The following is a 12172-nucleotide window of genomic DNA, read 5'->3' on the forward strand; positions in this document are numbered from 1 at the left end:
TATGAGCAAACTCCCCATCAACCTCAATGACCTGCTACGCCAACGCACCGTCGAGGGCGAGCGCATCGAATACAAGACCGGGTGGAATCCGGACGCGATCATCCGCACCCTTTGCGCTTTTGCCAACGACTTCGAAAACCTCGGCGGTGGTTATGTGGTGATCGGACAGGATTGCGACGCCAACGGCCAGTCGGTGTTTCCACCCGTGGGGCTGGCCGACAACCAGCTCGACAAAATTCAACAGGAACTGCTGGCCGCCTGCCAGTTGATCCAGCCGCTGTACTTCCCGGTGTTGAGCATCGAGGAAGTCGAGGGTCGCAAGCTGATCGTGCTCTGGGCGCCCGGTGGTCAGAACCGTCCCTACAAGGCACCAGAAGCTGTCACCGCCAACAAGAAGACGTGGCGTTATTACATCCGGCGCTACAGCAGCACTGTCGAGGCCAAGGGCGAGACCGAGCAGGAGTTACTGAGCCTGGCGGCCAGGGTGCCGTTCGATGATCGATACAACCAGTCGGCACGGATCGATGATCTGTCCAAGCCGTTGATGCAGGCCTTTTTGCAGGAGGTGGGCAGCACGCTGGCACAGGATGCGCCCGGGCTGTCGGTCGAGGCCTTGGCCCGGCAGATGAACGTGGCGGGCGGACCCACCGAATCACCGTGGCCCAAGAACGTGGGCCTGCTGTTTTTCAATGAAACACCAGAGCGCTTCTTCCCCGGCGTGCAGATCGATGTGGTCTGGTTCCCCGAAGGCGCGGGCGGTGATCGCTTTGAGGAAAAGATTTTTAAGGGGCCGCTGGCACGGATGACGCGCGAGGCCTTGAGCTACATCCAGCGCAACTTCTTGCGCGAGACCGTCATCAAGCACCCGGACCGCGCCGAGGCCACGCGGGTTTGGAACTTCCCTTACGCCGCCATTGAGGAGGCCTTGGTCAACGCGGTCTATCACCGGTCCTACGAGGAGCGCGAGCCCATCGAGGTGCGCATCAGCAACGAAGAACTGGTCATCTTGAGCTTCCCTGGCCCGGATCGGTCGATCCGGCTGGAGGACTTTCAGGCCGGACGTGCGGTCAGCCGTCGCTACCGCAACCGACGGATTGGGGAGTTCCTGAAAGAACTGGAGATGACTGAAGGGCGCTCCACCGGAATCCCGAAAATTCTGAAGGAAATGGCGGCCAACGGGTCACCCGCGCCGCTATTTGAGACAGACGATGACCGTCTTTCATTCGTGATCCGCTTGCCTCGGCATCCGTTGGCGCTTGTGCCTCCAGAGGGTTCCCCGCAAGTCACCCCGCAAGTCACCCCGCAAGTCACCCCGCAAGTCACCCCGCAAGTAGGAATGCTGCTGTCGCGGATAGAAAGTGAAATGACCCGGCAGGCCATTCAGGATGCTCTGGGGCTTGCCGACCGTGAACACTTTCGCAAGACCTATTTGGCACCAGCTTTAGAGCAGGGCGTCATTGAAATGACTTTGCCCGATAAACCCAACAGTCGCAGTCAGCGGTACCGCCTGACTGCCCTTGGGCAGCGTTGGTTGGCGGCGCAACCGGGAAACGACCTACCCTGAATCAGGGTAGGTCATCGATGGCACGTAGATATTTTATGAAATTCTCTTTAAACGAAATAAAATCAATGTATAATCCATTTATGGGAAATTCAACTATGAGGTTGCCGATGGCTCAGACGAATCAAGAAACTGTCTATGACTTGCTCGTGCGGAACATTCCGCGAGAGCTTGTCATGGGCCTCGAGGAAGCCAAGCTGGTCGGCGCTCAACGTGCCTATGCCGCAGCGCGCGGGATGGATGACGGGCACTTGCCCAGCGTGGTCGGTCAGTTGCGACACTTCCATATGAATGAGTCGTTCCATCGCGCACTCGCCGTCGCGGACGCATCTCCTTCACCGCTGCGTGGCAATCAGATCGTCACGGGCCGGTCTGGGATCTTCACCTTGGCACGGTTTAATACGAAGTATGGGGTCTGGAACAGCGGGCGGCGTAGCGAAACCCGAAAACAGATGTCGCTGGCAAACGCGGCCATCGAGCCTCTGGTTCAACCCGGGCTCTTTTCAGGCTACGTGGAGCCATCCCAAGCGGTTGTATTCGTTGTGGCCTGCTTTGCCGGATCGCTGCACAGCCAACCCGACACTCCCGTCTCCATCGAAATCGCAGTCCCAGATCGCCATATGCAAGGCTGGCTTTTCCGGGAACCCATTGACGCATTCATCAAGCGCTACGACCAGCAGTCGACAGCAGGCCAGGATGATTTGGCTGTGCCGAAGCTGAAGAAGAACATCGGCAAACAACAAGACAAAGACGGAACAGGATCATGAGCAGGGGCGGTGTACAAGGATTTCAGAAAGATCGACTTAGCCAAATTCTTGCGGCCCGTCGTCTGACTCAAGTCCAACTGGCCTCAATGGTCGATGTGTCTCCGGCGACCGTCAGTAAGTGGCGCGCCGGAACGCAAGCGCCCGAGCGTGACGCGCTTGAACGCCTTGCTGGCGTGGTCAACGTCACGCCGGAATGGTTTACGCGTGCGCCCGGGGCGAAGTTGTCGTTGCCGCTTTTTCGCAGCAACGCGTCAGCGCACGTCGCTGCACGCGCCATGCTGGAGGCCCGCCTTGAGTGGGCCCAAGACGTGGCGGCTGCCCTGATGGAGTACGTTGACTACCCCGATGTCAATTTGCCCTCTCGTGATTACACGGAGCCGGAGCAGATCACTAACGAGGACATCGAGAAGGCTGCCTGCGAATGCCGGGATCTGTGGCGGCTGGGCCGCTCGGCGACTCAAGACTTGGCACTGGCCGTGGAAGGCGCAGGAGTGATCGTTGTCCGTGAAGAAACCGGCATCGCTCAGATCGAAGGACTATCGGCTTGGAGCGAGGTCTTGGGGCGACCGCTGATTCTTCTGTCTGCCGACAAGAACAACGGATACCGGAGTCGTTTTGATCTCGCCCACGAAGTTGGGCACCTTGTGCTGCATCGTCACATTCAGCGCACGACCGATAACGCGCGCCATAAACTGATGGAGGCGCAGGCACACCGATTTGCTGGAGCCTTTTTGCTCCCCGCCGAAACGTTCGCTAGCGACGTTCGTGTGCCTCCGACTCTGGATGACTTGCTGTTGCTAAAGCACCGTTGGGGCGTATCTGCGGCAGCGATCATCATGCGGCTCACGGCTCTTGAACTGCTGGATGACGATGGTGCTTTGATTCTTCACAAGCGGCGCTCTGCTCGGTGGGGTGGAAAGTCAGAACCTGGTGACGAAGACCGTCGCCCCGAACAACCTCGCCTGCTTCGTCGCACCATTGATCTGTTGGTCGAAGAGAAGGTCATGCCCTTAGATGCCATCCCGAGGCATATCGGACTTGCCGCGGGCGACGTTGAAGCACTCGCCGGACTGCCAAAAGGTTACTTCCAGGGCAAAACCAATGTCGTGGAGTTTGCGCGACTGAAAGCAACCCAGAAGCAGGTTGATGACCAACCAGTCCAGGGCAACAAGGTGGTGCCGTTCCGGCCCGTCTCCAAATCCTGATGTGAAAGGAGCAGCGATGTCCAAAAACACAAAGCAGACGTCCTCACGAATTGGTCGGCTGGCGTCGGAAACACTGAAAAACAGCAGTTCGTCGCAAGTAGCAAAGAGTTTGGCCGCTTCGGCACTGTCTCAGCGCAGCGGCGACAAACAAACCGGTGCCAAGATGGAAGATAAGGCCGCACGCGTTTTGGCCAACGACCGATCCGCAAAAGAGACGAAAGAACTGGCGGCTTCGGTCCTGTCCCAAGCTAACAAGCAGCGCTAAGCCAGGGGAGTCGAGTCGTTCACCAAGCGGTGGCATGGTCAAGTAAGTTAGGAATTGCTCCTACTGATTACTTCGATTTACCCCGCATCAATAACTGGTTAAATTCATAGTGATTGAGCGGGTCAGCCATACAGCACCATAACTAAACAAAAACGCCAGCCCAAAAGGCTGGCGTTTTTGCGTTTAAGCCGCAGGCGTAATTACTGGCTAAGTTCCACCAGGCGGGCTTGCACACGTTAAGGTCACCCTAACACGGCCCGCGACGCCACCTCAATCCAATGTCGCAATACTTCGCCCAACGTAACATCGCCACACATTTCCGACGCCGACGTGGGCGTAATACACTGCAGGGCATAACGGCAAACCCGACACGCTTTAGCGCAAAACAATAAGGGGTAAGGCCAGGCACTACACACAAACACAGTCATCACGTGCCCCAGGAGACAACTTTGGACCGATATCTGTCTATCGAAGCTTTTGTCACGGCTGCAGAAACGCAAAACTTTTCAGAAGCCGCGCGCCGGCTGAATGTGTCGAAGTCTGTTGTCACCACGCGTATACAACAGCTAGAAAACTACGTCGGTGCCCCCCTGTTTCACCGCAACACCCGCAACATCCAGTTATCAGAAGTCGGTGAGGCATTTTTAACCGAGTGCGCCGACCTGCTGGCGCGAACAACAGACCTGGTCGACCAGATGCGACAAGCCAAGGCCACCATTACCGGGCGGCTGCGCGTGCACGCCTTGCCAGGGCTTGTTCTTGGTCATCTGGCGACTTATCTGCGCGAATTTCAAGATCAGTACCCCGGCGTAGAGCTCGACCTTAGCGTTAACGACACGGTTGTCGACCCCGTCAAGGCTGGCGTCGACTGCACATTACAAATTTTCAAGCCCGCATCAAATGAGCTGATAGGGCGTCCTCTCTTCCCGGTCAGGCGCGTGTTCTGCGCCTCGCCCGAGTATCTGGAGAAACACGGCACGCCGAAAGGGCCGCGAAATTTGTACGAACACCGCCTGGGCTTGTATTCAAATTATCCGACCCGAGACCGGTGGCTTTTTTACGGGAAACGTGAAACGGTGTCGATGGATTTACGCCCTGCACTGCGGACCAACAGCGTGCACCTGCTTGAAGAGTATGCAGCCGCGCACGCAGGCATTGTCTGTATCCCGACGCTGGTCGCGTCGGCCCCCATTATGTCCGGCCGCCTCACGCCCATCCTTACCGACTGGCAACTGACCTCGTTCTGGCTCTGGGTCGTCTACCCGCATACCCACAGGGGCGGGCTGAAGCTGAAACTGTTCATCGAACATATTTTGTCTCGCTTTTCGACCGAGCCGCCGTGGGACGAAGACCTGATCCGGGCCGGCTTTATTTCGCAAAGCCTCATAGAGTAAACACCAGGCGTTACGCCCGTGTGCGACGTCATCTTGCCCACTATTGTTTGCATATTGCAAACAGTCTTGTCGCCCACATGTGCTTTCAGGATCAACAACTTACGCCTAGACTTTTCATACAACGTCTAAAAATAAGTTGCCCAATCACAAACAATTGTGGAGACAAACATGCAATACACGACAAAGTTCGGATCGCTGGAGCATTACGAAAAAGGGGGCGTGCAAGTCATCAATGACAACGCAAAAAACTACGCATTTTCTAACTGCTTCGAAATCGCCAACACATCAAAACCCTACGAAAAGGTCGTATTTGGCGTCAACCAGATTTACGTCCTTGAAACCCTGAGAGCCGAGGGCACTTCACCCTGGTATACCTGCGCACACGACGAGTTTGCCCTGTGCATGGACAAAGACGTCGACGTTCACCTTATCAAGCTCGATCCATCACAGCACGTAAAAGACACTGAAAAAAATGGCTCGGTCCTGGTCGAAGGAGACCCCAAAGGGCCAAAAATGGGCTGGATTCGTCTACGCCGCGGTCATCAAGCCATGTTGCCGGCCAACACCGCCTATCAGTTCAGGGCGGCACAACCATCGGTCATCGTCCTGCAAACCTGCATGGGCGACCTTTCGGTTCAAAAGTGGGCAGACATCTGCCAAGCCGCTTAAGCTCAACAGGAGACATCTTCATGGACACCGCTACCAAATTTGACGCCATCGCCACTGAGCCCCACCCCGTCTACGGCTACAAGGCCTATTCACTGGGCGATTTTTCGTTCGAGCGCGACGAGTACTTTGCGCACATCAAATGGACCACCGTCAAGGGCAAACCAATGTCGCATACCATCGACATCGGCAACTTCCTGCGTGCCCTGATGCGTGATGTCGGCTGGGGGTTCTTTTACGGCTGGGTAAACTTCGACAGCGTTTTCGGCACAACCAACCACTACACCACGGTTGACGTCTTTGCCGGCACCTACAACAAAGACTTTAAAGACGCCAACGCCGACCTGCTGCAAAACTTTCCGTCCGAACAAGTACGCGTCACTTTTGTCGACATGCTCGAAGACTGGACCAATGCGGGCTTTGACCCCTATGCCGCCCCCCAAGAGACGGGGTCGCCGTACGGGCGCAAAAACGGCAACAACCTTAAAGCCGTCCGTCGCGTACGACAACTGGCCGACCGTTGCGTGGGCCTGAAGGGCGACCTGGCCATGCGTACCGACGAAAACGGCTACCCGGTCAATCGCGGATTTGCCGACGTCCCCCAAGATGCGCCCGAACTGCATCCCGAGCCAGGCTTCGAGAACGAGGTTCACGCCTTTAACTTGTTTGCGTATTTGTCGCGCTCCGACGTTACCTGGAACCCTTCATTCACGACTGTCGTCAAGCACAGTTATATGTGCCCCACCACCGAAGAGCATATCTTGCCTGTTGTGCACGGCAACGATCGCGTCGAATGGTTCTTTCAGATGTCCGATGAGATTTCGTGGGTGTGCGCCGACAAGAACACGGCAGAACCCCGGGCTCGCGTCATCATGAAAGCCGGTGACATGGCAGCCATGCCAGCCGACTGCCGACACCAGGGTTTCTCGCCCAAGCGCTCCATGCTGCTGGTTTGGGAGAACGGCTCACCCCAGGTGGTGTACGACATCCAGGAAGGCCGGGCCCCGGTCAACCCGGTTTCATTCTGACGCCAACGCCCCTTCGTTTTTTTAAGGCCCGCCGCATCACGTAACGGCGGCGGGCAATTTCGCCCTTCGCCTACGTCCCGGAGACAGGATGAACACACAGCTTTTCATCAATGGCCGCTTTTGCCCCGCCGCCGACGGCGCGACGCTGGCCACCTTGAACCCCCATGACAACAGCGTCATTGCCGATGTTTCAATGGCAGGGCCAGCCGACATTGAACTGGCCATTAAGGCGGCGAAAGCCGCACTGCCCGCCTGGTCGCGCATGGCCGCCATGGACCGCGGCCGCCTGTTATTGAAGTTGGCAGATGCCATCGAAGCCAATGCCGACGAACTTGCCCGCCTTGAGTCTATCGACACGGGCCACCCATTGCGCGACACGAAATTCCTCGATGTGCCCAGAACCGCCGTTACCTTCCGGTACTTTGGCGGCATGGCCGACAAATTTGAAGGCAGCGTCATCCCGGTCGAAGAGGGGTTTCTGAACTACATGCTGCGCGAACCGGTGGGTATTGTGGGTCAGGTCGTCCCATGGAACTTCCCGCTTATGTTTACCAGCTGGAAAATGGCGCCTGCCTTGGCCGCGGGTAACTGCATCGTCATGAAGCCCGCCGAACTGACGCCGCTATCAACACTGCGCATCGCCGAACTGATGGCTGAAGTTGGCTTTCCGGATGGCGTGGTCAACATTCTGCCCGGGTTGGGGCAAGTTGCCGGCCAATATATTGCCGAGCACAACGACATTGCCAAAATTGCCTTTACCGGGTCTACCGAAACAGGCAAGCGCATCGTGCGCGCCTCGGCCGACAATCTCAAAAAAGTTCAGCTCGAACTGGGCGGGAAAGGCGCCAACATTGTTTTTGGTGACGCTAATTTGCAGGCTGCCGTCAACGGGGCGGCGTTTGCCATCTTTCATAACCAGGGCCAGGCCTGCATTGCAGGGTCTCGTCTGGTACTGCATAAATCCATCGCAGACGAATTCCTCGAAAAATTCATTGCGCTGGCTGCCTCTATCAAAATCGGCAACCCCCTCGATATGTCGACCGAAATGGGGCCGGTAACCTCGTTGCATCATCGCGACCGCGTGTTGTCTTATGTCGATATTGCGCGCGAACAAGGCGGCGAAGTATTGCTGGGCGGCAAGGTGCCGTCTGACCCAAGCCTTGCGGCGGGCTGCTATATCGAACCCACCATCGTTCGTGCCAAACCGACCGACCGCGTCAGCCAGGAAGAGGTGTTTGGGCCCTTCGTGTCGGTAACAACATTCGAAACTGACGAAGAAGCGCTGGCCATTGCCAACGGGACCGAATACGGCCTGGGTGGCGGGCTCTGGACAAACAACCTGCAACGCGCCCATCAGTTTGCCGGCAAGATGCGTTCGGGCATGGTCTGGATCAATTGCTACAAACGCGTTAACCCAGGGTCACCCTTTGGCGGCTTTGGCAAATCGGGCTACGGGCGAGAAATGGGCTTCGAAGTAATGCGCGAATACACCCAGGTCAAATCCGTCTGGGTCAATGTCGACGCCAACCTTAAACCCTTTTACCCGCGCTAAGCCCCCGTCAAGCAGCACACAGGCCACATCAGCCCATAAAACACGCAGTTTCATGTTGCATTAAAAGAAGCGCCACAGGCGCAAACACCAAGGAGGAGTCCCATGAACCGCTTCAATCTGTCACGCCGTCGTGTTCTTCAAGGTATGGGTGCAGCCACAGCACTCACCGTTTTCCCCGCGTTTGCTGCCAATCGCGAAATCCGTATCGGTTATGTTTCCCCCCAAACCGGCCCGCTGGCGGCTTTCGGTGAGGCTGACAAATGGGTCATTGCCAGCCTCGAAAAACGCTTTAACGAAGGCGTCACCCTTGAGGGCAAAAAAATGCCCATCAAAATCTTGCTCAAAGACAGCCAGTCGTCACCCAACCGGGCCGGCGAGGTAGCGAACGACCTTATCCTGCAAGACGACATCGACTTGATGCTGGTGTCATCGACACCTGAAACGGTCAACCCGGTTTCTGACGCCTGCGAACTGAACGAAGTTCCGTGTATTTCAACCGTTGCTCCCTGGCAACCGTGGTTCTTTGGTCGCGGCGGAAAGCCAGACACTGGCTTCGAATGGACGTACCACATGTTCTGGGGCCTTGAGGACGTTATTGGCAACTTCCTGAATGGCTGGAACTCGGTGCAGACCAACAAAAAAGTGGGCGGCCTGTTCCCTAACGACGGCGACGGCAACGCGTGGGGCGACCCCGAGCTGGGCTTTCCCAAGCCACTTGCAGCGCAGGGTTACACCCTTACCGACCCGGGCCGCTTCCAGAACATGAACCAGGACTTTTCCGCACAAATCGCCGCGTTCAAGCAAGGCCAAGTCGAAATTGTGACCGGTGTCGTTATCCCGCCAGACGCCAAAACATTCTTGACGCAAGCCCGTCAGCAAGGCTTTAACCCGAAAGTTATTACCTTGGGTAAAGCCTTGCTTTTCCCCGGCGCCATCGAGGCATTGGGCGACTTGGGCGCAGGACTGACGACCGAAGTATGGTGGTCGCCATGGCACCCGTTCAGTTCATCGCTGACAGGGCAAAACGCCCAGGCCGTGTGCGCGGCATACGAAACGCAAGCACAACGTCAATGGACGCAACCCATAGGCTTTGCCCATGCTCTTTTCGAGGTTGCCATTAACGCGCTCTCGCGCGCCAAGTCTACCGAAAAGGCCGCCATTCGCGACGCTGTCGCCGCTACTCAGCTCGACACCATTGTGGGGCCTGTGAAATGGGGCGGTCAGGGCCCGTTCAAGAATGTCTCGAAAACACCGCTGGTATTCGGGCAATGGAACCCCGGCAAAAAGTACAAATACGAACTCAGCATTGTCAATAACCAGGCCAACCCGCAAATCCCGGTAAACGGCGAGATGAAACTCATTGGTTAACACGTTCAACTCTACATGGGCCGCTCGAAACGGGCGGCCCTCCTGCTCATGACCATGCTTCTTGCTCTGAACGATGTTCATAAAAGCTTCGGCGCCCTTAAGGTTACCGACGGCATCAGCCTGTCCGTCAACCAAGGCGAAACGCTGGGTATCCTTGGCCCCAACGGCGCCGGCAAAACCACACTATTCAACCTGATATCGGGCGATATTCAACCCGACCAGGGGTCCATCACGTTCGGCGGCACCGATATCTCGGGTCTGCCGGCCCACAAACGTTGTCGCCTGGGTGTGGGCCGTTCTTATCAAGTGCCGCAACCCTATTCGGGCCTGACTGTGTTTGAAAACTGCCTGGTTGCGGCAACAGCCGGGGCGCAACTGCCCGAAGAAGAGGCTTACGTGGTTTGTCACGACGTTTTGCAGTCGACCGGCTTGCTGAACAAAGCCAATCAACTCGCCGGCAGTCTTACGTTACTTAACCGCAAGCGGCTCGAACTGGCGCGCGCGCTCTGCACACGCCCCAAGCTGCTGCTGCTCGACGAAATTGCCGGCGGCCTGACCGAACACGAGGCCAAAGCCCTGGTCGACGAAATCAAAGCGATCAAGGCGCGAGGCGTCACCATGATCTGGATTGAGCATGTTGTGCATGCCTTGCTGGCCGTCGCCGACCGACTCTTCGTGCTTAACTTTGGCGCCCGACTGGCAGAGGGCGCCCCAACGGACGTGATGAACGACCCTGAGGTCAAGCGTGTTTACATGGGGCTGGACGCATGACCGTACTACTGCAAACTCAGGCGCTTGATGCCTACTACGGCGACTTCCAGGCCTTGTTCGGCATCGATTTCGAAATTCGACAAGGCGAAACCGTCGCCGTCATCGGTGCAAATGGCGCCGGCAAATCAACATTTCTTAAAACAATCACCGGGCTGATAAAGGGCCCATCAGACGCCATACGCTTTCAGGGCAAGGGCATTGGTGGCATTGCGCCGGGGAAAATCGTGTCTATGGGGGTTGCCATGGTCCCCGAAGGCCGGCGACTTTTTCCTAGCCTGACCGTCGAAGAAAACCTGCTCATGGGTGGCTATACGCGCCGCCCCGGCCGCTGGACCCTGGAAACCATCTACGAGCTGTTCCCGATTTTGCGCGAACGACGCCACAACCCGGGTACGGCATTATCTGGCGGCCAACAGCAAATGGTTGCCATAGGGCGCGCCCTGATGAGCAACCCCGCCCTGCTGATTTGCGACGAAATATCGTTGGGCCTGGCGCCCATCATCGTCAAAGAAATCTACAACACGCTAGAACAAATCAGGGAAGACGGATTAAGCATTATCGTGGTCGAACAAGATGTCTCGACCGCACGCCAGGTATCGAACCGACTTTACTGTTTCCAGGAAGGCAGGGTGTCGTTGCAGGGCGCGTCAAGCGCGCTCAGTCTGGATGATATCTCTAAAGCCTATTTCGGCATTTGAAGGAGTACCCGTTAATGCTCAGTTGGATATCTACGGTTTTACAGGGCCTGATGCTTGGCGGACTTTATGCATTATTTGCCATGGGGCTGTCTTTAATGTTTGGCGTCATGCGCCTGACCAATATTGCACACGGTGACTTTATTATTCTTGCCGCCTTTGCCGCGTTTGCCCTGCTGGCGTCTTCCGGCATGCATGAAGCGGGCCCGGCACTGATCAGTATGGCCATCCTGTTGCCAGCGGCATTTATCGTCGGCTACGGCATGCAACGTCTCATGCTTAACGGCACGCTGGGCAAAGATCCGCTGCCCTCTCTGGTCGTTACCTTCGGCTTATCCATCGTTATCCAGAACGCTTTGGTCGAAATCTTCAGTGCCGACCCTCGGTCTATCGGAAGTGGCGGCTTCAACACGTCAAGCCTGAGCCTGGGCGGCGACCTGGCCGTTGGCGCCTTACCGCTCACTATTTTCCTAATCGCCGTCCTTATGGCCTTTCTCATGCAATGGCTATTCAACCGTACTGCTATCGGCCGGGCTTTCCGGGCCACCTCCGACGACAAAGATGCCGCCGAACTGATGGGTCTCGATCACCGACACATTTACGGACTGGCAACCGCTACAGCATTTGTGCTGATCGCGGTGGCCGGCGTACTGCAAGGCATGCGAACGACCGTGTCGCCGTCCGATGGGCCTGCCTTGCTGATCTTCGCTTTCGAGGCAGTGATTATTGGCGGCATGGGGTCGTTCTGGGGCACTTTTGCCGGCGCACTGATTCTGGGGGTAACGCAAAGCCTTGCTTTTCGCATCGACCCCGGTTGGGGGATCTGGGCCGGCCATGTTGTGTTTCTGATTATGTTGCTGGTTCGCCCAGAAGGGCTTTTTCCTAAAACACGCTAAGCAT

12 protein-coding genes are annotated in these 12172 nt (G+C 56.8%); all 12 read left to right on the forward strand.

Annotation, left to right across the window (positions count from 1 at the left end; genetic code table 11):
* Nucleotide 1: 1 nt before the first annotated feature.
* The 12 genes from GTU67_RS03250 to GTU67_RS03305 all read left to right on the forward strand — a co-directional run bounded on the left by GTU67_RS03250 (nucleotide 2) and on the right by GTU67_RS03305 (nucleotide 12168).
* The gene (locus GTU67_RS03250) at nucleotides 2–1564 is read left to right on the forward strand and encodes an RNA/DNA-binding domain-containing protein (protein ID WP_185778743.1); all 1563 of its coding nucleotides are present in this window, start codon (nucleotides 2–4) and stop codon (nucleotides 1562–1564) included.
* A gap of 35 nt (nucleotides 1565–1599) precedes the next feature.
* Nucleotides 1600–2328 (forward strand): alpha/beta hydrolase, encoded by a 729-nt coding sequence (locus GTU67_RS03255; protein WP_249417521.1) that lies wholly within the window; start codon nucleotides 1600–1602, stop codon nucleotides 2326–2328.
* Nucleotides 2325–3533: an XRE family transcriptional regulator gene (locus GTU67_RS03260; protein ID WP_185778744.1), complete on the forward strand. Its 1209-nt coding sequence runs from the start codon at nucleotides 2325–2327 to the stop codon at nucleotides 3531–3533. The genes GTU67_RS03255 and GTU67_RS03260 overlap by 4 nt, the downstream gene beginning before the upstream one ends.
* A 16-nt stretch (nucleotides 3534–3549) precedes the next feature.
* Entirely contained in the window at nucleotides 3550–3798 is a 249-nt protein-coding gene (locus GTU67_RS03265; protein WP_185778745.1) for a hypothetical protein, read from the forward strand.
* Nucleotides 3799–4247: 449 nt separating this feature from the next.
* On the forward strand, nucleotides 4248–5192 hold the full coding sequence (locus GTU67_RS03270; protein ID WP_185778746.1) for a LysR family transcriptional regulator: 945 nt from the start codon (nucleotides 4248–4250) through the stop codon (nucleotides 5190–5192).
* Between the two features lie 168 nt (nucleotides 5193–5360).
* Nucleotides 5361–5861, forward strand: a complete 501-nt coding sequence (locus GTU67_RS03275) for a cupin domain-containing protein (protein ID WP_185778747.1) — start codon at nucleotides 5361–5363, stop codon at nucleotides 5859–5861.
* A gap of 20 nt (nucleotides 5862–5881) precedes the next feature.
* Nucleotides 5882–6886, forward strand: coding sequence for a hydroxyquinol 1,2-dioxygenase (locus GTU67_RS03280; RefSeq protein WP_185778748.1), 1005 nt, complete (start codon nucleotides 5882–5884; stop codon nucleotides 6884–6886).
* Between the two features lie 88 nt (nucleotides 6887–6974).
* Entirely contained in the window at nucleotides 6975–8438 is a 1464-nt protein-coding gene (locus GTU67_RS03285; protein ID WP_185778749.1) for an aldehyde dehydrogenase family protein, read from the forward strand.
* A 102-nt stretch (nucleotides 8439–8540) separates the two neighbouring features.
* A complete protein-coding gene (locus tag GTU67_RS03290) occupies nucleotides 8541–9806 on the forward strand; it encodes an ABC transporter substrate-binding protein (RefSeq protein WP_185778750.1) in 1266 nt (421 codons plus the stop codon).
* Between the two features lie 48 nt (nucleotides 9807–9854).
* The gene (locus tag GTU67_RS03295; RefSeq protein WP_185778751.1) at nucleotides 9855–10577 is read left to right on the forward strand and encodes an ABC transporter ATP-binding protein; all 723 of its coding nucleotides are present in this window, start codon (nucleotides 9855–9857) and stop codon (nucleotides 10575–10577) included.
* On the forward strand, nucleotides 10574–11275 hold the full coding sequence (locus GTU67_RS03300) for an ABC transporter ATP-binding protein (protein WP_185778752.1): 702 nt from the start codon (nucleotides 10574–10576) through the stop codon (nucleotides 11273–11275). The genes GTU67_RS03295 and GTU67_RS03300 overlap by 4 nt, the downstream gene beginning before the upstream one ends.
* Before the next feature lie 14 nt (nucleotides 11276–11289).
* On the forward strand, nucleotides 11290–12168 hold the full coding sequence (locus GTU67_RS03305) for a branched-chain amino acid ABC transporter permease (protein ID WP_185778753.1): 879 nt from the start codon (nucleotides 11290–11292) through the stop codon (nucleotides 12166–12168).
* Nucleotides 12169–12172 lie beyond the last annotated feature (4 nt).

The sequence above is a fragment of the Pusillimonas minor genome, assembly GCF_014237865.1.
GTDB lineage: Bacteria > Pseudomonadota > Gammaproteobacteria > Burkholderiales > Burkholderiaceae_B > Neopusillimonas > Neopusillimonas minor.

What these genes read in the sequence shown, in the direction of transcription:
- GTU67_RS03250 (WP_185778743.1), top strand. Translation starts at nt 2, where the DNA reads ATGAGCAAACTCCCCATCAACCTCAATGACCTGCTACGCCAACGCACC.
- GTU67_RS03255 (WP_249417521.1), top strand. Translation starts at nt 1,600, where the DNA reads ATGAAATTCTCTTTAAACGAAATAAAATCAATGTATAATCCATTTATG.
- GTU67_RS03260 (WP_185778744.1), top strand. Translation starts at nt 2,325, where the DNA reads ATGAGCAGGGGCGGTGTACAAGGATTTCAGAAAGATCGACTTAGCCAA.
- GTU67_RS03265 (WP_185778745.1), top strand. Translation starts at nt 3,550, where the DNA reads ATGTCCAAAAACACAAAGCAGACGTCCTCACGAATTGGTCGGCTGGCG.
- GTU67_RS03275 (WP_185778747.1), top strand. Translation starts at nt 5,361, where the DNA reads ATGCAATACACGACAAAGTTCGGATCGCTGGAGCATTACGAAAAAGGG.
- GTU67_RS03280 (WP_185778748.1), top strand. Translation starts at nt 5,882, where the DNA reads ATGGACACCGCTACCAAATTTGACGCCATCGCCACTGAGCCCCACCCC.
- GTU67_RS03285 (WP_185778749.1), top strand. Translation starts at nt 6,975, where the DNA reads ATGAACACACAGCTTTTCATCAATGGCCGCTTTTGCCCCGCCGCCGAC.
- GTU67_RS03290 (WP_185778750.1), top strand. Translation starts at nt 8,541, where the DNA reads ATGAACCGCTTCAATCTGTCACGCCGTCGTGTTCTTCAAGGTATGGGT.
- GTU67_RS03295 (WP_185778751.1), top strand. Translation starts at nt 9,855, where the DNA reads ATGACCATGCTTCTTGCTCTGAACGATGTTCATAAAAGCTTCGGCGCC.
- GTU67_RS03300 (WP_185778752.1), top strand. Translation starts at nt 10,574, where the DNA reads ATGACCGTACTACTGCAAACTCAGGCGCTTGATGCCTACTACGGCGAC.
- GTU67_RS03305 (WP_185778753.1), top strand. Translation starts at nt 11,290, where the DNA reads ATGCTCAGTTGGATATCTACGGTTTTACAGGGCCTGATGCTTGGCGGA.